The following is a 20,211-nucleotide window of genomic DNA, read 5'->3' on the forward strand; positions in this document are numbered from 1 at the left end:
AGAGCCGGACCGTCGCTTGCTGGCGGGGCAGGCTGCGGGGGCCGCCGTCGCGCAGAACTCGGGTCCAGCGTTCGGCTTCCGCAGCGATGCCGGGGGCGATGCCTTCCCGACGCTCAGCGAGCCATCGCTCGAAGAAGGGTTCCTCGTCGTCCAGGAAGATTCCCATCTCCTCAAGGACCGTGATGACGTGGCCAACCCGCAGGTCGAGGGCACGGAGCGGGCTGAATATCTCGCTGTGGCGGATGACGTCGCCCTCGGTGTATCCGGTGAGCACGATGGCCAGGCCGCGGTTGACAGCGAAGCGGATGCCGCGTCCCCAGCCCCGGGCTTCGGCGAGTTGGTGGGCGAGGTGCTTCGCCCAGGCCAGCCAGGGGCTGGCCAGGTCGGCGGCGGCCGGGTCGAGCCGACCGTAGTCACGCGGAACCTGCTCGAACAGCGGCAGTTGCCTCCAACCGGTTCTCGGCCGTGAGCGCGACACGGGCGGCGGCCTGCGGGATGCTTCTCGCGCCTTGACGTGGTGCAGGGCGGTGAGAGCCGATCCTCTGCGGTAACGCAGTCCCACGAAGAAGAGCTGGTGATGGCGGACGGCCTGGAGCCACGGGGTCATCACCTCGCCGCTGACGGTCGGCATGCCGGTGGCGGTCCTGGCGTCGAGCCGGGCCTGGCACCAGCACAGACGGCAGTACTCGCACTTCAGCGGCTGGACTCGCCGGCAGCCGATGCAGACGGCCGTTTCGTGGCTGCGGCCGAACATGTAGCTGGTGTGACAGAGCCGACCGCGGAAGTCGCCCCAGGCCAGGCAACCTGGGCAGGAGCTGGTGGGCTTGACGTAGCCCTTCGGGAAGCGTGCCACCAGTTCACTGCGGTGGCAGCGACCGGCCGTCCCGGCGCTTGGGGATCACCGCCGGTGCGGCGGTCCCTGCACGGACCGCCGCTCGTTCCGTCTCCGCCTGCCCCGGGCGGCTGACCTTCTCCGGCTCGGGGATCAGCAGGTCGCCGATCTCACAGCCGAGGACGACACAGATGACGTCCAGGTCCTCCAACTTGAGCGAGACGGGCCGCCCGGACCACAGACCGGACATTTTCCCCGCCGAGATCACCAACCCGTGCTCGGCCAGGCTCCGCTGGAGCTCAGAAGCCTTCCAGACCCCTTTGTTCGCGGCGGTCAGCCGCAGGTTCCACCTCATCGGATCAGTCCTTCCAGCCGCCACGCAGCCCGTTCCATCCCGGCGACCCAGGCGTCCTCGACCCGGGTCTGCTGAACGCGGATGTATCGCATCGTCGTGGCGATCCATGAATGTCCCAAAACCTCCTGGATCGCAAGCAAGTCCAGCCCGTTTCCGTAGAGTTGGGACGCGCAGAAATGCCGCAGGACATGTGGGGTCAACTTCTCGCCCCAAGCGGGCAGGTGCGCTTTGGCCGCGTCCTTGAGTCCACCTCGCAGGGCGTCGTCGCCAGCCCGACGCGAGGAGCCGTCGGCGTTCTTCCGCTCGGAGGGAAACAGCGGGGCGCCCGGGCGGGTGTGGTCGTCGTCAAACTGGCCCCAGACGTCCTCGATGAACCGCCGAAGGGTCCGGTCGGCGCCGTTGATCAGCGGCACCATCCGCTCACGCGGGCCCGATCCGCGGGCGCCCTTGCCGTGGCGGACGTGGAGCTTGCCGAATCGGCCCAGGTCCCACTTGATGTCGTCCAGGTCGAGCCCGCATGCCTCGCTCACCCGCAGGCCGACCTGGGACAGCAGCTTCGAGGCGGTGTAGTTCCGCGCGGCAGGAGCGAACTTTCGGCACATGGCCAGCTCACCACCCCAGCCGGCGAAGAGCGTTCCGACCTCTGGCTCACTCGGCGGGATCCGCAGCTGGGCGTCCTTCGTGCCGCGCGGCCGGTTCATCTCGTCGATCGGGCACTCGATGACCCGGCCGGTCATCCTGTGCAGCTCGACCTTGTGCCGCAGCTCCAGGAACATGAAGTACGTGGTCAGCGCCTGTGATCGGGCCAGCCGGGTGCCGCTCGGCGAGCCACGCAGCACCTTCCCGAAGTACGCGTCGGCGTCGGCCGGCTCCATGTCCCACAGCGGTCGCCCGAACCAGGACCTGATCTGGTCCAGATGCCCGACATCCCCAAGGATCGTGCCGTCAGCCAGTCCTGCCGAGGCGCGTGCGAGGACGAACCCGTATAGCGCGTCGGTCTCGAACTGCTCCAGTTCCTCCGCCGACGCGGACGCCCAGTGCTCGCGCAGGCCCCGTACGACTGCCAGCGCCGCCAACCCGAGCCCCCTCACCTTCGGCCCGACTGTGGATCGGTCGGACGAGGTGAGAACGCTTCAAGAATCCCGAAGTTACGTCACAAGTCCGCGGAGCACCCCGAAGGAGGAACAACCCGCTGGCCACGGGCACAGGGACTCAGCGGGGCTCAGGTGAACTCGCGGGATGTCGCACACTCATCTCGGTGGGCGTTCACCCGGGCGGGTGGTGCGTACTTGGCCGCCTGAAGAGCTCGGGGCTATGGTCGGGCGCCCCCGTCCGGCCGAAGGCCTCCGTCCTGTCCCATGACGCGACGTACGCAAGGCCGAAGGTGCTCCGCATCAGCGCGTGTTCCGTCCTGTCCGTGCTGTCCGGCCGGCGGGTCATGGGCCGCGGGCTGTGACGGACGCACCGATGACGAAGAACCACGCTCGGAAGTCCGCGGCGCGCGCCCGTGCCTCCATGACTGGTCAGCCCTACACGTCCGCCGGCCTCCAGCACGAGCCCGAACTCGTCGTGCTGCGGCAGTACGGGAAGGGCGGTCCGGGCTGCCTCACCCTGGTCGTCGCGAACTGCACGGCTCCGGGGAACCGGTCCCTGGCCGGTATCGCGTCAGGAGTCGTGCACCAGTGGCCGAGCTCCGCCCAGCCCAGCAAGCCCCGCGTCGCCCCCTACCGGCACATGATCGAGCACGGCTGGTCGGCGGCGCGGACCCCTCCATCGGGGTGGTCCAGTGGGGTGTCGTGTTCGCCACGCCGGCCGGGGCCGTGCAGTTGCCGGACGCGACCGCGCTGAACGGCGTCATGTGACCTGTGGGGGCGTCTCAGCCCCCAAGGTGTCTCAGGCGGCGCAGCTCCCCTGGACGAGACGTGACGGGCGCCGCGGCCGCGTGCCGCAGCGGACGCTCAGAGGTGGCCGTCCAGGAACTTCCGTACCTCGGCGATGGTCATGGGCCCCGTGCCGTGCGCCACCGCCTCTCCCTCCTTCAGCAGGACGTAGGACGGGGCTCCGGTGATCCCGTATCGCTCGGTGGCGGCCGGACAACGCGTGATGTCGGCGCGGACGGCCGTCAGGCGGCCCGTGTAGTCGTCGGCGATGCCACCCACGACGAGGTCCATCACCCGGCAGGCCTCGACTGCCTTGGGCCATGTCCCGGTGAAGTATGCGAGGACCGGAACTCCGCTCCTCCCGAGGATGAAATCGAACTCCGCGTCCTCACGGGGTCGGTGAACCCGCTTCGTCATGGAAGCTCCTGACCTCACGTTCCGTCATTCCATCCCCATCATCCCTCGCGCGGTGCGCCAGGGATGCCCGGTCGGATGTCCGGTGACCTGTCGGAAGGGAGGCACGGGGCCGTCGCAGAACCACGGTGGTCCCCGGCGCGAGCGGCCCGGCCCCCCGCCCCTGTGAACCGGCCTGGCCGCGCCCCGCCGGTCACCCAGCTGCAGCCCGCCGCGCGCCCGTGGGTCAGCTCGTGCCAGAACAGCGCCCTCCACGACGACACGAAAGCCGTTTCCAGAGCATAGCCGCCCAGATCACCGACCAGATGTTCGATGAGCGCGTCGACGAGCGGACCGGTGCGCATCTTCCACCGGATCCGGTCGAGCCGTATCCGCCACCCCGCTTCTCAGAGACAGCGCCCCCGACGGGCTTCCCAAGGCCCTGTCCGGTCTTCACATCAACCCCCGGTCTCAGCTTCTCAGCCGGCCAGTACCGCTCTTCCCCGGGGCATGAGCCAGCTGATGGCACCGAGAACGAGGCACGGTTCCTGAACCGCCCACGGACGCGGTCGTGGACGGTCGACGTACACGTCAGCTGCCCCGAAGACCAACCGCCAGGGTCAGTTCAAGGACCCGGTGTGGCGATGCGAGATCCGGAAACAGCTCCCGCAGCTGCGACATCCGGTACCGGACCGTCTGGGGATGGACGAACAACGCCGCCGCCACCTCGTCCCGCCTGCCCTGGTGCAGCAGCCACGCCCGCAACGTCTCCTCCAGCCGCCGTGCGGTCGCGACAGGCAAGGTCCGCAACGGTGCGAGGGCTCGGGCACGCAGGTCTGCGAACGCGTCCGCGTCGGCGCTCAGCACCAGCTCGGGCAGGTGGTCCTCGGTGTCGCGAATATCAGAGGAGAGGGAGCGCGCACGTACGGCTCGTGCGTACGAGGCGGACGCACGAGTCCATGGCCGGGCCGGGCCGACCACGGCGGTGCGGTCGGTCAGCTGCCGCAGGAGATGTGACCGGTCGGCATCGGGGACGAGCAGCACACCGGTGGCGTCCGGCAGATCGTCGAGGACGAGGGTGCTCGGGTCGAGCGCACGGTAGGCAGGGGGTGCCTGGGCGGCGGGCAGCAGGACCGCGGTCAGCGAAACCGGAGGCTGCCACCCGGCCCGTTGAGCAGAGGCCAGCAGCATGTCCGGGCTCGCGCCGGCGAGGAGGTCGCGGGCCAGGTGTTCCAGGTGGCGCTCGTGGGCCCTGCCCCGGGCGGCCAGTTCGTCGGCGTGGCCCGCGGCGCTCGCGGCGGAGAGCTCGTCGATGTAGGCGAAGGTCAGCTCGGCGAACTTGGCGACCTCGGCGGCGGGCAGACCTGCGGGTACGGCACCCGCTGCCAGGCATCGCCAGGCCACGCGGGCGCCGACGCGGTAGGCGCTGAGCAGGGCGTCCATCGATCGGCCGTCGCGGACCTCGCCGCGGCCGAGCTCGTAGGCTGCGTCGCCGGCGTCGCCGCCTGTGGCGTTTCCGCTGGCGCGGTCCAGGTAGTGCCCCAGGGCGGTGCGGACGGCTCGGCGGATGGTGGCGCCCATGTGGCCCGAGAGGGCGTTGGCGTAGGGAGGGACCTCGTCGATGATCGCCTGGACGACCTCGTCGGCGGTGCTCTTCAGTGCGGCCCGAAGTGCGGTGACCGTCGTCTCATCCAGGGCCAGTTCGTTGGCCCTCCGGATTGCATGGCTCACGTTTTTGTTCCCTGCGAACAGTTCAGCCGACCAGATTCACGTCCTGCGGTCAGGACTTTACGCCCTGCGGCGCAGCAAGCTGGAGTCATGACGAGTACAGCCCTCCGCAGCAGGGCGTGGAAACTGCTGGAGATGGTCACGACGCCGCTACTGCCGTCGGACTACCTCGACCTGGTCAGCCCGCTGCGTGCGGGCGCTGACCTGCGTGGGCGCATCGAGGCCGTGCACCCCGAGACGGGTGACGCCGCGACCATCGTGATCAGGCCGGGACGGGGCTGGCGCGGTCACACCGCCGGTCAGTACGTGCGGATCGGGGTCGACGTCGACGGGGTGCGCCTGTGGCGTGCCTACTCCATCACCTCGCCGACAGACCGCCAGGACGGCCGCGTCACGATCACCGTGAAGGCGATCCCGGACGGCAAGGTCAGCAACCACCTGGTCCGCAGGGCAAAACCGGGCACGCTGATCCAGCTCGACCAGGCGACCGGTGACTTCGTGCTGCCGCAGGCCAAGCCCGCCAAGGTGCTCTATCTGACGGCCGGCAGCGGCATCACGCCCGTGATGGGCATGCTGCGCGACACCGAGTTCGACGACGTCGTCATGGTCCACTGCGCGCCACAGCCGCAAGACGTGATCTTCCGCAGCGAACTGCACGACCTGGTCGCGGACAAGAAGCTGCGGCTCACCGAGGTGCACACCGACACAGACGGCATGCTCGACATCGCCCGTCTCGACGAACTCGTGCCCGACTGGGCCGAGCGCGAGACCTGGGCTTGCGGGCCCGCGGGCCTGCTCGACGCCGCCGAGGAGCACTGGAGCAAGCACGGCGTGCAAGAGCGCCTCCACACCGAACGCTTCCGGCCCAGCATCGTGGTCGCCGGCGACGGCGGTGAGGTCACGTTCAGCGCCACCGGCAGGACCGTCGACGCGGACGGCGCCACGCCGTTGCTGGACGTCGGCGAGGAGGCCGGCGTGCTCATGCCCTCCGGATGCCGCATGGGCATCTGCTTCGGCTGCATCACGCCGCTCAAGGCGGGCGCCGTCCGCGACCTGCGCACCGGCGAGATCACCGAGGCCGAGCCGGGCGTCCTCATCCAGACCTGCGTGTCCGCCGCGGCGGGCGCCTGCGACATCGAACGGTAGGAGCACCTTGACCGCCACCGACCCCACCGCCCACCTGACCGCGGAGCAGATCGAGGAGCTCGGCCGCGAGCTGGACGCGATCCGCGACGAGGTGATCGCCAGCCGAGGCGAGAAAGACGCCGCGTACATCCGCAAGGTCATCTCGGCGCAGCGCAAGCTCGAGCTGGTCAGCAGGGGCGTGCTGCTGTTCTCGATCTTCCCGCCCGCGTGGCTGCTCGGCACCGCCGGTCTGTCCGTGGCGAAGATCATGGACAACATGGAGATCGGCCACAACGTCCTGCACGGCCAGTGGGACTGGATGCGAGACCCGAAGATCCACTCCACCACCTGGGAGTGGGATCACGCCTCGCCGGCCGAACAGTGGAAGCACTCGCACAACGAGCTGCACCACACGTACACCAACGTGATCGGCAAGGACAACGACCTCGGCTACGGCATCATGCGCGTCGACGAGGACCAGAAGTGGCACCCGTTCCACCTCGGCCAGCCACTGTGGAACTTCATCAACGCCTGCTTCTTCGAGTACGGCATCGCAGCGTACGACCTGGAGCTCGGCAGGAACCTGCAGAAGCGCCGCCGCAAGAACCCGGAGTTCCGCGCGCGGGCCAAGGCCGTGGGCCGCAAGATCCGCAAGCAGGTGCTCAAGGACTACGTGATCCACCCGCTGCTGTCGGGCCCGTCGTTCCTCACCACGCTCGCCGCCACGTTCACCGCGAACCTGGTCCGCAACATCTGGTCCCACTCGGTGATCATGTGCGGGCACTTCCCCGAGGGCGTGCAGGTCTTCGAGCGCCGGTCGATCAAGGGCGAGACGCGCGGCCAGTGGTACCTGCGCCAGATGATGGGCTCGGCGAACATCAGCGGCAGCAGGGCCATGCACTTCATGACCGGCAACCTGTCGCACCAGATCGAGCACCACCTGTTCCCGGACCTGCCGAGCAACCGGTACGCCGAGGTCGCGGTGAAGGTGCGCGCGCTGTTCGAGAAGTACGAGCTGGAGTACGTCACCGGGCCGCTGCCCAAGCAGGTGTTCTCCGCGTGGCGCAAGGTCTTCCGGCTCTCGCTGCCGAACAAGAAGCCCAAGGTCAAGACGCCCGACCGCGAGCAGGAGCTCGTCGCGGCCTGATTCCCGGTAGGGGTTCAGATCTTTCGGCCGTACCGGCGGCACCGCCGGGGTCGGTGAGATCCGTTTGCGGACGGTGGGCGGCCGCGACATCAGACCGTACGACACGGGACCCGGGCAGCCCGGTCCCGGCTACGCCGCCTGGACGTGCGCCAGGAGCTCAGCACACAGCCCCCGGCGGGGTGTTGCAGTGCGCTGACCTGCCGTGGTCGGGCCGGTAGCCGGGTGCGTACACGCACTCGGTCTGCCGACGGGCGGGCTGGGTGGAAGGCATGGGCTGTGACGTGGACACTGCCGGAACCGATGCTCACCCCCTGGTGGCCGACCCTGCGCTACTGCCCGCACGGGCGGGTGAGCCGAAGTCATGGCGGGCATCGCGTCGGACGGTCATGCGGCGAAAGGAGAGCACCCTCCGCCGGCAGGACCGGTCCGGCAGGGAGACCACGCCCGTGTGGATGGATCTCGCACTCGCGGGACTCGTCGGTCAGTCGGACGTCTCGCCCGAGTCGGCGGGCTGGGAGTCGTTGGCCGACTCGGACCGCTCGATGCCGTCGTCGGTCGCGGCCCAGCTGGCCAGCAGGTTCAGGGCGTCCTGCGAGGGTGAGTGGGGCTCGGCGGTGTAGGTGAGGAGGAACTGGCTGGGGCCGTCGGGGAGTGGGAAGGTTTCGAAGGGCAGGTCGAGGTCGCCGACGACCGGGTGGTGGAGGAGCTTCACGCCCGTGGTGTGCATCCGGACGTTGTGGGCCGCCCAGCGGCGACGGAATTCCTCGCTGCGGGTGGACAGCTCCCCGATCAGGTCCGTCAGCCTCCGGTCGTAGAGATCGCGGCCGGCCTCGGCGCGCAGCATGGCGACCGTGTCGTTGGCGACTTCGTCCCAGTGGCGGAAGAACTCGGTCGCGTGCGGGCTGAGGAAGACGAACCGGGCGTTGTTCGGCGGCCGTACCGGGTCGGCGTAGACGGGGGCGAACAGGGCACGCCCGAGGTGGTTGGCGGCCAGGATGTCCCCGCGTCCACTGAGGATGAACGCGGGTGTGCCTCTCATCGAGTCGAGGACGCGCTGCACCGTGGGCCGGACACGCTGCTGGGCCGGGCGGCGACGTGGCGGGCGGGTCGTGCCGGCGCCGCGCAGGAGGTCGAGCAGGTGGATTCGTTCGGCCTCGTCGAGCTGAAGTGCCTGGGCGATGCCGTCGATGACGCTCTCGGAGACTCCGGTGGCGTTGCCGCGCTCCAGCCGGGTGTAGTACTCGCTGGAGATGCCCGCGAGGAGGGCGTCCTCCTCGCGGCGCAGCCCGGTGACCCGCCGACGTTCTCCGCCGTACACGGGCAGTCCGGCCTGCTGGGGGGTGACCCTGGCCCGTCGCGTGCCGAGGAATTCCCGGATCTCCGCTCGGAAATCGTCGCGGATGTCGCGTTTTGTGCCGTTGGGGTCTTTTCCGCCTGCCATGCGCTTCACTCTACGAGCGCATCCGCCGGGTTGGGGGTCCCTGTCAGTGACCCCCTCATCAGGGACTCCCACCCTCGCGTGACAGCCGGTTTTGTTGGTGGTGCACCGCCCACGGCGGTGTGAACCGTCCAGACAGACGGTGCTCGTGCCGCCGGTCCCAGCCCCCTCTGAGGCGCCGTCGGTGCGGCATGCATCACCCCCGCACACAGCGGGTGCCGGAGCACGGCGCCTGAAAGGAAGCCCCTCATGAGCAAGGTCATTCTCGTCACCGGTGCCGGACGCGGTCTGGGCACGGACATCGCCCGGGAGGCCCTCGCCGCCGGCCACCAGGTCGTCGCCACCGGCCGCCGCCCCGCAGAGGTCGAGAAGACCCTGGGCGGTCCGCAGGACAATCTGCTGGTCACCAGGCTCGATGTCACCAGCCTGGAGGACGCCGAGGCCGCCGTGCAGGCCGCCGTCGACCGCTTCGGCCGCATCGACGTCCTGATCAACAACGCCGGGAACCTCTTCACCGGCTACTTCGAGGAGATCTCGCCCGTGCAGATGCGCCGGCAGTTCGAGACCAACCTCTTCGGCCCGATGAACGTCACCCGCGCCGTACTGCCGATCATGCGCAAGCAGCGCGCCGGCCATGTCATCACCGTCACCTCGACCGCCGGGCTGGTCGGCATGGAGTTCACCTCCGCCTACGCCGCCTCGAAGTTCGCGGAAGAGGGCTGGATGGAGTCCCTGCGTTACGACGTCGAGCCGTACAACATCCACACCACGATCGTGGAGCCCGGCTACTTCCGCACCGAACTCCTCGTGGACGGCTCCACCACCTGGCCCGAGCTGTCCATCGACGACTACGCCCCGCGCACCGCACCCCGGATCGAGGACATGAAGAGCATGAACGGCAAGCAGCCCGGCGACCCCGCCAAGCTCGCCCGCGCCCTGCTCACCATCGCCCAGCAGGAGAAGCCGCTGCTGCGTTTCGTCGCCGGTGCGGACGCCATCGAGGCTGCCGAGGCCAAGGCGAAGGAGCTCCTCGCCCAGGCCGAGGCATCCCGCGCGCTGGGCGGCGCCCTGGCTTACGACGGCGTCCACGCCTGAGCACCACCACGCCCCGCGCCCCGGCCAGGACGGAGGACCGCACCGGGTGCGCGCTTCGACAGCACGGACAGCACGCAGAGCACGGACAGCACGGAGAGCACGGAGAGAGTCAGCATGCCCCTCAAAGGCGAGTACGAGCCGAGCAAGGCGCAGTTCGTACGGGACCAGGTGGAGCTGTACGAAAGCTCCGGCGGTACGCAGGGAACGACGCTGAGTGTCCTGGTCGCACGGGAGGAAGACGAGAGGCTCCGGGACCTGCCCGTCGTCATCCTGACCACCCTGGGCGCGAAGAGCGGCAAGATCCGCAAGACCCCGGTCATGCGGGTGGGGCACGACGGCGTCTACGCCGTGGTCGCCTCCATGGCAGGAGCTCCCAAGCACCCGGTCTGGTACCACAACGCGGTGGCCGACCCCCGGGTCGAGCTTCAGGACGGCCCGGTGCGCCAGGACATGCTGGCACGCGAGGTGACCGGGGACGAGAAGGCCCTGTGGTGGGCCCGAGCCGTTGAGGCGTTCCCCGACTACGCCGAGTACCAGAAGAACACGGACCGTGAGATCCCGGTCCTCGTTCTGGAGCCGCCGGCCCACGAGCACTGACCCGGCGCAGCCGGTTCAGCCGCGGAATCCCCCCGCAGCCTGGCCCTGGCAACACCAGCGTCGGACCCCACCTGACAGCGGCCAGCTCGAATCCCCCATGGTCGGCCCGCCCGGCCGCCTGGACGAAGCACCTCACCGGCGACCGCGGCATCGATGTCCTCGGCAGCCTGGCCTACGACGACACCCACGCCTGAGCACCATGCCCGGCCGAGGCCGGAGGCCGCCGGGTGCACCTGCGGCGCTGACCCGCTGTCCGGCAACGGCGCCCGCGCCGGCAGCGCGCCGACCACCGAGGCACGGTCCGCCGGCTGGTGGCGCACCCCATTGTGATCAGACCGGCCTGACGGCCGTCACGAAAAGGAGTACCTGATGAAGCACGTATCACTGGGCGGGCTCGATGTCTCCCGCATCGGACTGGGAGCCATGACCATGGCCGGCATGTACACCACGGGCGGGGGGGCTCGATGACGCCGAGTCGATCCGCACCATCCACCGGGCGCTGGACCTCGGGGTCACCCACATCGACACCGCCGAGATCTACGGCCCCTTCCACAGCGAGGAAATCGTCGGCCAGGCGATCAAGGGCCGTCGGGACGACGTCGTGGTGGCGACGAAGTTCGGTCTCGTCTCCCACTCCGGTGGCGGCCCCGGCGTGATCGACAGCAGCCCCGGCAACGTGAAGGCCGCGGTCGAAGGCTCGCTCCTGCGGCTCGGCACCGACCACATCGACCTCTACTACCAGCACCGCGTCGACCCGAACACGCCCATCGAGGAGACCGTCGGCGCGCTGGCCGAGCTGGTCGCCGAAGGCAAGGTTCGCCACATCGGCCTCTCGGAAGCCTCTCCCGAGACGATCCGCCGGGCGCACGCCGTGCATCCGGTGTCCGCGTTGCAGACCGAATACTCGCTGTGGACCCGTGACGTCGAGGCCGAGATCCTCCCGCTGCTGCGCGAGCTCGGCATCGGATTCGTGCCCTACTCGCCGCTCGGGCACGGCCTGCTGACCGGCCGGATCCGCACCGTCGACGACTTCACCGACGACGACTGGCGCAAGACCAACCCGCGCTTCACCGGCGAGAACTTCCAGCGCAACCTGCGCATCGTCGACGAAGTACAGGCCATCGGCGCCGAGATCGGAGCCACCCCGGCCCAGGCCGCGCTGGCCTGGCTGCTGACCCGCGGCGACGACATCGCCCCCATCCCCGGAACCCGCCGGGTCGCACGCGTCGAGGAGAACACCGCCGCCGACGGCATCGAACTCAGCGCCGCTCAGCTCGACCGCCTGAACAACCTCACACCGGCCGCGGGAGAGCGCCACGACGAGGCGAACATGGCCACCATCGACCGGTGATCTGACACCCCCCGCGGCGTACTGACCCGTCGCACCCCGACCAACCCGCTTCCCTTCACCCATTTCACTGATCACTGAAGAGGTTTTCTCAGCATGTCCAAGGTTCTCCTGGTCGTAGGTCACCCCGACCTGTCCCAGTCGAAGGCCAACAAGGCCCTGGTGGACGCCGTACGCGAGCTGGCTCATGTCACCGTGCACGACCTCTACGCCACCTACCCCGACTTCCAGATCGACGTCGACGCCGAGCAGGCGCTGCTGGCCGACCACGACGTGATCGTCTTCCAGCACCCGGTGTTCTGGTACAACACCACCCCACTGCTCAAGCAGTGGCAGGACAAGGTCCTCACCCTCGGCTGGGCCTTCACCATGGACGGCTCTGCCTCGCGGCTGGCCGGCAAGAAGGCCGTCGTCGCCGTCACCGCCGGCGTCCCCGCCGAGCACTACACCCCCGAAGGCGCGAACAAGACCACCCTGGAGGCCCTCCTCAGCAGCTGGCACGCGACCCTGCGGCTGTGCCAGTTCGACATCCAGCCGATGGTCAAGCTGTACGGCACCGCCTTCGGCCTCTCCGACCAGGACCTGAACATCGCCGCCAAGCAGTACAACGAACTGCTTGCCTCCTTCGCCGCCTGACCGCACTCGAAGGGCAACGGCCGCGGCTGTCTCGCGGCGTTGTCCTTCGAGGCCGTAGCGGGACATAGAGACCGTAGCGGGACATAGGGGCGAGGCGGTCGCCGTCGGCGAGGTGTGGTCCAGGTCGGCGAGGTGGTCGGCCAGGGCCTGTCGGTTGGCGGGGGTGAGGGCGGCGTTGCGGCAGGCCAGGGGCTGGCAGTCGGAGACGACAGGTGTCTCGGCGGGGCCGGAGGGGGTACGGCACAGGGCACGCTCGGGCTGGTAGAACAGTTCAGCGGATCCCCGAACACCCGCTGATACGTCAGCCGCTCCTGCTCATTCATCTCGCCCAGTGCCTGCACATGCCCCCGCCACGGCAGCTCCAGGGTGATCACCGCATACGAATGGCGCAGCATCATGTGCGGCGTCGCCCGCAACTGGACCCCCTGTGCGTCACAGCGGGTGTTGGCGTCGGCGAAGACCTGCTTCCAGCCCGACATGCTCATCGGCAGGGCGCCACTGGTACAGCCACACCATCACCGGCTCCCACCCACCATCAGGCGTCGCCACCAGCAGACGCCGCCGGTCCCACTTCCTGGAAGGGCTGCCCCGAAACTGTGATCGTGGACAGCCAGAGCATCGTCAGTTGCTCAGGTTCCTCCACAGGTGCCGCTCCTCCAGGGTCCCGAACCGCACGTCGCCGCGTTCCAGGCCGACGAGGATGGGCCAACAGTCCAACAGTCCAGTAGGGCCGTTGTTCTCGCGGACTCGCTCCGTGTCGATGGCGAGAGGCGGCTCGTCGTCGCGCTGGCCGGCAGCGAGAAATACCGCCGCGAGCTGCAGGGCTTCGAGCACCGTACGGGCGTTGACGACGCCCGACCCGGCAGACGGCATCTCCGGCAGCTCGAACACCGTCAGCGCCGACTGCTCGCACAACCGCAGGCCCGTGCGGACCATGCGGTCCACGTACGCCGCGTTCCGCGGCGCCCACCGGCCACGAAACGACAGCCGAGGCAGCTCCCCTGCATCGAAGCCGCACTGCCCCACGTTCCGCCACACCCGGTACGCGCGGGCGGCAACCACTTCACCTCACACCGCGGCCCCGTGTGCGACGCCTCGGCCGGAACCTGTCGCACGGCTCCCCGCCCGGTGCCGCCGGCCCAGGGCGACCATGCGGCCGCGGCACGTTGTCGGATCGGGTTCGCCCGTACGAGGTCCTGCTCAATCGCCCACAGAGAGACCTGGTTGACCGTGGAGACCTCCCGGTCCCGGGTGCCGTCTTCGACACGCGGCCCGTGGTCGTCCCGCCGACGCCACCACTCGTACGCCGCGCGGTCATCCGCCGTCACATCCCTCCAACTGGATTCCTCGCGCAAACCACAAGAAGTCGAAGAACGTGCGCAGATCACGAGCGTGGGCAGCCTGCGTGTTCCACGGAGACGACGCCAGCCACACCGCGAAGAGGAACGGCTGCCCCTCCGAGCCCAACGGTCACGGCTGACCGACATCCGCAACCTGATCGCCCGGATCGCCGAGGCGGAGCGGGGAGGCCGGCTGGGCGAAGTCGAGGGCCTCCAGGTCAGGTCCCTTCTGTGCACCGAGAACAGTCATCATTGCAGCTCACACCACACGAGATCTGTGAGTCGATGCATTGATGGACTGGATGGTTCCCCGAGCTCCAGTTGCGAGCCATGGCTGTCAACCCTGACCACTGTCAGGCGAGACAGGGTTGTCAGCGGTTGTCCATGTGTGGTGTGTCGGTGACTGAGGCTTCGTCATAGCGATGAGGTGTGGAGTGGTCACCCTCGACGATGCCGTACGACGGCAACGACCGGTTCCTGCGCGTCGTGGTGCCACGAGGTGATATGAGCCGGGGTGTGCTGTTCCTGGGCAAACGGCGGCCTGGTTGCTCCTGCCGGATGGGCCGAGGCTGAGGTCATCGCCCAGCCGGCCAGGGCCCTACGCCCCGGCCCGATGAACAGGACCTCCTTTGACTTCCTCCGACACCACCAGTCCGGCCGTGCTCGAACGGCTTCAGCAGCGGTCTGCCGATCCGAACCGGCGCATCCTGTTCACCGGGGCGACCATCGTCACCATGGACGCCGGTCTCGGTGTCCTGCACGGCGCCGACCTGCTCGTCGAGGGCGACACGATCACCGCGATCGGCACCGGCCTGGACCGGGACGGTGCGGTGGTCGTCGACGCGGCGGGCACGATCCTGACCCCGGGCTTCGTCGACACCCACCGTCACGCCTGGGAGACCCAGCTGCGCCGGATCATGCCGGACGTCGACGACCTCGGCGCCTACGTGATGTCCACCCTCGCCGGCTACGCCACCGTCTACCGGCCGCACGACATGTACGTCGGCACGAAGCTGGCCGCGCTGACGGCGATCGACAGCGGCATCACGACCATGCTCGACTTCTCCCACAACTCCCGTACCCCCGAGCACTCCGACGCCGCCGTCCAGGCGCTGATCGACACCGGTATCCGCGGGGTGCACGCCTCGATGGGCCCGCACTTCGGGGACTGGGACAAGCAGTGGCCCGGTGACCTGGCCCGCCTCAAGGACACCTACTTCGCCAGCGACGACCAGCTGCTGACTTTGCGTCTGGCCGCCCTGGCCACCGACGAAATCGCCGGACCCGCCCTGGCCTACGGACCCGAACTCGCCCGCACGGCGAAGGACCTGGGCATCGGGGTGAGCGTCGACGCCGTCTTCGGCGCCTCCTCCTCGACGGCCGTCCTGAACTGGGCGAAGCACGGTCTCCTCGGCCCGGACCTCACCCTCATCCACGCCACTGGCCTCACCCGGGCGGCGTGGAAGGCGATCGGGGCCAGCGGTACGACGATCGCTCTGGCCCCGACCTCGGACGCCCAGATCGGGCTGGAGACCGCGATCCCCGCGATCGACGAGGCCCTGGCCGTCGGCGTGCGGCCAGGGTTGAGCATCGATGTGGAGGTGGCGCTGGTCAGCGACATATTCACGCAGATGCGGGCCCTGCACGCCATCCAGCGGATGCGCGCGGTCAACGCCGTCCACGGCACCGATGAACAACCGTCCCGGATCACCACCCACGACGTCCTGGACTTCGCCACCCTCCAGGGCGCCCGCACCAACGGCCTGGCAGACGTCACCGGCTCGCTCACCCCGGGCAAGAAGGCCGACCTGCTGGTCATCCAGGCCGAGGACCTCAACAACATGCCGCTCAACGACGCGGTGGGCACCGTCGTGCTCGGCTCCGACGCCCGCAACATCAGCGCCGTCCTCATCAACGGCACACCGCGCAAGTGGAACGGGCAGGTCCTCGACGTCGCCCTGCCCGCCCTGCGCGCCGAGGTCCACGCCTCCCGCGCATACGTGCTGAACACCCCAGCCGTCTGACCCCGCCCCGACGGCCCGCCCGTCCTGCCGCCCGGCCCCGCACCCTCCGGACGGCAGGACGGGGCCCGCCTTCCCACCTCTCCTTGTGACCGAAGCAGGTACTGACATGTCCTTCGCCCCCTGGGTAAGCCCTCGTCGTAACGACAGCGTGCTGCGTGATCTGCGTATGCCGGAGAGCCGGCCGCTGCTGCTGACCGGCGGCACCGTCATCACCGGTGATCCGCTGCTGGGCGACTGGCAGAACGCCGACGTCCTGATCGGCGGCACGGTGATCGTGGGCATCGGCCCCGGTCTGCTGACCGCGGCCGGTGACGACGACATGATCGTCATCGACTGTGCGGGCACCCTCGTCCTGCCCGCCGCCGCCGACTTCACCGCCCCGCACGCTGGCGCGACCCTCACCCCCGGCCGGAGCGCGGACATCGCCGTCCTGCGCCTGGCCGACACCCCCGGGACACCCGCCGGCGCGATACCGGCCCGCGGCACCCACCTCGACATCCTGCTCAACGCCGGACATGTCCGCCTCTACAACGGGCAGCCCTTGGACACCGCCGGCACCGCCGGGCCAGCTCCCGAAGGCGAGCCCGCCCACGACCCGGAGCACCCCTTCCTGGGGATGTGGGTCGACGACAACGACTTCGTACGCCAGGAACTGCTGCCCGACGGGCGCTACGACGAGGCCCGCGGGGACCGGCCCAGCGCCTACCAGGGCCGCTACTGGATCACCGGCGACCGCATCGACTACCTCGACGACCTGGGCTTCTGGGCCTTCGGCGAATTCCAGGACGGCATCCTGCACCACGCCGGATACCGCTTCACCCGCCGCTGAACAACCCGCCCCCACGTTCCTCTCCCGGCCGATCGCGCCACCATGGTGCGATCGGCCGGCTCCATGCGCCCGGAGTCCTCATGTCCCGCTCCGCCCTCTCCCCCCGGCACCAGGCCAAAGCCCGGCGACCGGACACATCCTCCGGCTGGGCCCCCACCGCGTCGACCATCACGCTGCTGACCGCGCTCGGAATCCTGGTCGTCGGCCAGATGTACACCGTTCTGGCGCTGCTCAACCCCATGGCTCGCTCCCTGCACACCACACGGGGTGCCGGTAAGAACGCTGTCACCAGCCGCAAACGGCGGTGATCTTGTGGAGGTGTCACCCGTGTGGGTGAGTCCGGGGTCGTACAGCTGCGCGGGGTGAAGCCCCGAGAGGACGATCGACGACTGTGGCCCGTACCTCTTTGGACTTGGACGACATGGTCGAGCACTGGACGCTGTTGAAGGACGAGCAGGGGCTTGCGTCCGGCAAGCGCGGTGCGACGCGACTGGGCTTCGCCGTGTTACTGAAGTTCTACACGCAGTACGGCCGGTTTCCCCGTGGCCGGTTCGAGCTGCCGGGCGAGGCGGTGGAGTTCGTCGCCCGGCAGGTACAGGTGCCCGCGTCCGACCTGGACGCGTATGAGTGGAGCGGTCGGACGGTCGAGTACCACCGTGCGCAGATCCGTGGGCACCTGGGCTTTCGTGAGTGCAGTGTCGCGGACGCGGACAAGCTGGCGGCCTGGCTCGCCGAGCACGTTGCGTGCAGGGAGCGGCGGCCGGAGCAGGTGCGGGTGGAGCTGCTGGCCCGTTGTCGTACGGAGTGCATTGAGCCTCCCACCCCGGGGCGGTGTGATCGGATCGTGGGGGCGGCGCTGCGGGTCGCCGAGGAGATGTTGACGGCGCGGATCTCGGCACGGATCACGGTGGAGAGCATCGAGCGGATCGTGGCCCTGGTCGCCGGCGCCGACCAGGAGGACGACGCCGAACCCGGTGACGCCGGTGCTGGTGAGGGCGAGGACGGTGTGCCGGCCCTGGGGAAGATCAAGGAAGCGCCGGGCAACGTCAGCCTGGAGACGATGCTCACCGAGATCGACAAGCTGCTGGCGGTCCGCGCGATCGGGCTTCCGCCGGATCTGTTCGCCGAGGTCGCGCCGAAGGTGGTGGCCGGATGGCGGGCGCGGGCCGCAGTGGAGTCGCCCTCCCATCTGCGCACGCACCCGCTGCCGTTGCGGGTGACGCTGCTGGCCGCGCTGCTGCACGAGCGGGAGCGGGAGATCACGGACACGCTGGTGGAGCTGCTGATCTCCACGGTGCACCGGATCGGTGCGCGTGCGGAGAAGAAGGTCACCGAGCAGCTGGTCAACGCGTTCAAGAAGGTGTCGGGCAGGGAGAACATCCTCTTCAAGCTCGCCGAGGCGTCGATCGGCGAGCCGGAGGGCACGGTCCGCGAGGTCGTCTACCCGGCCGTGTCGGGCGGTGAGCAGACGCTGCGGGAGCTGGTGCACGAGTTCAAGACCCGTGGCCCGGTCTACCGGCGCACGGTGCAGACCACGTTGAAGGCGTCGTACACCAACCACTACCGGCGCGGGCTGATCAAGCTGCTGGACGTGCTGGAGTTCCGCTCGTCCAACCATACCCACCGGCCCGTGATCGAGGCCCTGGCGTTGGTGGCCCGGTACGCGGCGGCGGGCAACACCACGTACTACCCGCTGGGTCAGACGGTGCCGGTGCACAAGGCGATGGGCGGGGACTGGGCCGAGGTCGTCCACCGCACCGACAAGCGCGGCCGGCGCCGGGTCGTGCGCATGGTCTACGAGGTTGTCGCCTTCCAGGCCCTGCGCGACCAGCTCAAGTGCAAGGAGATCTGGGTCGTCGGCGCCGACAAGTGGCGCAACCCTGATGAGGACCTGCCCCAGGACTTCGCCGAGCGGCGCGAGGAGAATTACCGCGAACTGCGCAAGCCCCTGGATGCCGCCGTCTTCGTCGACGAGCTGCGCGAGCAGATGACCACCGAGCTGACGCTGCTGAACGACCGGATGCCCAAGCTGAGCTGGCTGGACATCGCTGAGCGGAAGTCCGGGGCGATCCGGCTCACCCCGGCCGAGGCCCAGCCCGAGCCGCGCAACCTGCGCAGGATCAAGAACGAGGTACAGCGCCGGTGGGGCGTCGTGCCGCTCATCGACATGCTCAAGGAAGCGGTGCTGCGCACCGGCTGCCTGGACGCCGTCACCTCCGTCTCCGGCGGCGGCACCCTCTCGGCGGAGATCCTGGCCGAACGCTTGCTCCTGGTGATCTACGCCTACGGTACGAACACCGGGATCAAGGCCGTCGCCTCCGGCGGCCACGGCCACACCGAGGACGAACTGCGCTACGTCCGCCGCCGCTACCTCTCGGCGGAGGCCGCCCGCGCCATCGCCGTGAACATAGCGAACGCCACCTTCGCCGCCCGCAGCACCGAGTTGTGGGGCCAAGGCTCGACCGCGGTCGCCTCCGACTCCACCCATGTGCGCGCCTACGACCAGAACCTGTTCACCGAGTGGCACTCGCGCTACGGCGGGCGCGGGGTGCTCATCTACTGGCACGTGGAGAAGAAGTCCCTGGCCATCCACTCCCAGCTCATCAACTGCACCGCCTCTGAGGTCGCCGCGATGGTCGAGGGCGCGATGCGGCACGGCACCACCATGGACGTCGAGGCCAACTACACCGACAGCCATGGCCAGTCGGAAATCGGGTTCGGCATCACGAGGCTGCTGAACTTCGACCTGCTGCCCAGGATCAAGCGGATCAACAGGGCGAAGCTGTACCGGCCGGCGGCCGGCGAGACGGACGCCTACCCGCGGCTCGCCCCTGCGCTGACCCGCCCGATCCGCTGGGAACTCATCGCACAGCAGTACGACCAGATGATCAAGTACGCGACCGCGATCCGTACGCGGACCGCGTCGACCGAGGCGATCCTGCGCCGCTTCACCCGCAACGCCTCACACCCCACCTACGCGGCGATGCTGGAAGTCGGCCGCGCGCAGAAGACCATCTTCGTCGCCCGTTACCTGCGACTGCGCGATCTTCAGCGGGAGATTGAGGAGGGCCTGAACGTGATGGAGTCGTCAAATGGTGCCAACTCCGTGATCGCCTACGGCAAGGGCGGAGAGATCGCCTCGAACCGGCGCGACGAGCAGGAAATGTTCGTCCTGTGCTTGCGCATCCTGCAATCCGCCCTGGTCTACGTGAACACGTTGATGCTCCAGGACGTCCTCGACGAACCGGAATGGTCTGACTTCCTCACCGCCGCCGACCTGCGCGGACTGACCCCGCTCTTCTGGTCCCACGTCCGGCCGTACGGTGAGGTGAACCTGGATATGGACACCCGCCTCAACCTCGCCGCGGCGACCGTGCCCGGTCCCCGGGCCGCCCGGTCCACCGTGGAGAACGCGTGAACCCGCGCCGGTAAGCGAGCCTTCCG

The 20,211-nt window shown here is 69.1% G+C and carries 16 protein-coding genes and 1 pseudogene; 11 read left to right on the forward strand and 6 right to left on the reverse strand.

The features are described 5' to 3' along the window. Window positions 1-16: 16 nt before the first annotated feature. Window positions 17-469, forward strand: a complete 453-nt coding sequence (locus AQJ64_RS49320) for a hypothetical protein (RefSeq protein ID WP_055634670.1) — start codon at window positions 17-19, stop codon at window positions 467-469. A 388-nt stretch (window positions 470-857) separates the two neighbouring features. On the opposite strand, the gene AQJ64_RS37100 is transcribed toward AQJ64_RS49320, so the two are convergent. The 4 genes from AQJ64_RS37100 to AQJ64_RS37115 all read right to left on the reverse strand — a co-directional run bounded on the left by AQJ64_RS37100 (window position 858) and on the right by AQJ64_RS37115 (window position 5,191). Next, window positions 858-1,187 carry a helix-turn-helix domain-containing protein gene (locus AQJ64_RS37100; protein ID WP_055634669.1) on the reverse strand — a complete coding sequence of 110 codons (330 nt, stop codon included), beginning with the start codon at window positions 1,185-1,187 and terminating at the stop codon, window positions 858-860. Beyond that, window positions 1,184-2,263 carry a tyrosine-type recombinase/integrase gene (locus AQJ64_RS37105; protein WP_055634668.1) on the reverse strand — a complete coding sequence of 360 codons (1,080 nt, stop codon included), beginning with the start codon at window positions 2,261-2,263 and terminating at the stop codon, window positions 1,184-1,186. The genes AQJ64_RS37100 and AQJ64_RS37105 overlap by 4 nt, the downstream gene beginning before the upstream one ends. 882 nt (window positions 2,264-3,145) lie before the next feature. Continuing rightward, complete coding sequence (locus tag AQJ64_RS37110) at window positions 3,146-3,484, reverse strand: thioredoxin family protein (protein WP_055634667.1); 339 nt, start codon at window positions 3,482-3,484, stop codon at window positions 3,146-3,148. Window positions 3,485-4,051: 567 nt separating this feature from the next. Further along, the gene (locus AQJ64_RS37115) at window positions 4,052-5,191 is read right to left on the reverse strand and encodes a PucR family transcriptional regulator (RefSeq protein WP_055634666.1); all 1,140 of its coding nucleotides are present in this window, start codon (window positions 5,189-5,191) and stop codon (window positions 4,052-4,054) included. 87 nt (window positions 5,192-5,278) lie between these two features. Here AQJ64_RS37115 and AQJ64_RS37120 point away from each other — a divergent pair, with 87 nt between their 5' ends. Continuing rightward, the gene (locus tag AQJ64_RS37120; protein ID WP_055634665.1) at window positions 5,279-6,334 is read left to right on the forward strand and encodes a ferredoxin reductase; all 1,056 of its coding nucleotides are present in this window, start codon (window positions 5,279-5,281) and stop codon (window positions 6,332-6,334) included. Window positions 6,335-6,341: 7 nt separating this feature from the next. Then, on the forward strand, window positions 6,342-7,460 hold the full coding sequence (locus AQJ64_RS37125; RefSeq protein WP_055634664.1) for a fatty acid desaturase family protein: 1,119 nt from the start codon (window positions 6,342-6,344) through the stop codon (window positions 7,458-7,460). Between the two features lie 481 nt (window positions 7,461-7,941). Here AQJ64_RS37125 and AQJ64_RS37130 read toward each other — a convergent pair whose 3' ends face one another. After that, window positions 7,942-8,901, reverse strand: a complete 960-nt coding sequence (locus tag AQJ64_RS37130) for a helix-turn-helix domain-containing protein (protein WP_055634663.1) — start codon at window positions 8,899-8,901, stop codon at window positions 7,942-7,944. A gap of 246 nt (window positions 8,902-9,147) precedes the next feature. Here AQJ64_RS37130 and AQJ64_RS37135 point away from each other — a divergent pair, with 246 nt between their 5' ends. The 4 genes and pseudogenes from AQJ64_RS37135 (at window position 9,148) to AQJ64_RS37150 (ending at window position 12,574) form a co-directional block, all read left to right on the forward strand. Next, window positions 9,148-9,993 carry an SDR family oxidoreductase gene (locus AQJ64_RS37135; RefSeq protein ID WP_055634662.1) on the forward strand — a complete coding sequence of 282 codons (846 nt, stop codon included), beginning with the start codon at window positions 9,148-9,150 and terminating at the stop codon, window positions 9,991-9,993. Window positions 9,994-10,107: 114 nt separating this feature from the next. After that, entirely contained in the window at window positions 10,108-10,590 is a 483-nt protein-coding gene (locus AQJ64_RS37140; RefSeq protein WP_055634661.1) for a nitroreductase family deazaflavin-dependent oxidoreductase, read from the forward strand. 369 nt (window positions 10,591-10,959) lie between these two features. Further along, window positions 10,960-11,941, forward strand: a pseudogene (locus tag AQJ64_RS37145) (aldo/keto reductase). A gap of 93 nt (window positions 11,942-12,034) precedes the next feature. Next, window positions 12,035-12,574, forward strand: coding sequence for an NAD(P)H-dependent oxidoreductase (locus AQJ64_RS37150; RefSeq protein ID WP_055634660.1), 540 nt, complete (start codon window positions 12,035-12,037; stop codon window positions 12,572-12,574). A gap of 621 nt (window positions 12,575-13,195) precedes the next feature. On the opposite strand, the gene AQJ64_RS37155 is transcribed toward AQJ64_RS37150, so the two are convergent. Then, entirely contained in the window at window positions 13,196-13,519 is a 324-nt protein-coding gene (locus tag AQJ64_RS37155) for a hypothetical protein (RefSeq protein ID WP_244902709.1), read from the reverse strand. Between the two features lie 1,024 nt (window positions 13,520-14,543). Between AQJ64_RS37155 and AQJ64_RS37160 the strand changes: the two genes are divergently transcribed. The 4 genes from AQJ64_RS37160 to AQJ64_RS37175 all read left to right on the forward strand — a co-directional run bounded on the left by AQJ64_RS37160 (window position 14,544) and on the right by AQJ64_RS37175 (window position 20,185). After that, a complete protein-coding gene (locus AQJ64_RS37160; RefSeq protein ID WP_055634659.1) occupies window positions 14,544-15,938 on the forward strand; it encodes an amidohydrolase family protein in 1,395 nt (464 codons plus the stop codon). A 106-nt stretch (window positions 15,939-16,044) separates the two neighbouring features. Beyond that, window positions 16,045-16,767, forward strand: coding sequence for an Atu4866 domain-containing protein (locus AQJ64_RS51355; RefSeq protein WP_063788746.1), 723 nt, complete (start codon window positions 16,045-16,047; stop codon window positions 16,765-16,767). A gap of 80 nt (window positions 16,768-16,847) precedes the next feature. Then, window positions 16,848-17,075: a hypothetical protein gene (locus AQJ64_RS37170; protein ID WP_055634657.1), complete on the forward strand. Its 228-nt coding sequence runs from the start codon at window positions 16,848-16,850 to the stop codon at window positions 17,073-17,075. A 113-nt stretch (window positions 17,076-17,188) separates the two neighbouring features. After that, window positions 17,189-20,185 (forward strand): Tn3 family transposase, encoded by a 2,997-nt coding sequence (locus AQJ64_RS37175; RefSeq protein WP_240512674.1) that lies wholly within the window; start codon window positions 17,189-17,191, stop codon window positions 20,183-20,185. Window positions 20,186-20,211: the final 26 nt, after the last annotated feature.

The sequence above is a fragment of the Streptomyces griseoruber genome (genome assembly GCF_001514205.1).
GTDB lineage: Bacteria > Actinomycetota > Actinomycetes > Streptomycetales > Streptomycetaceae > Streptomyces > Streptomyces griseoruber.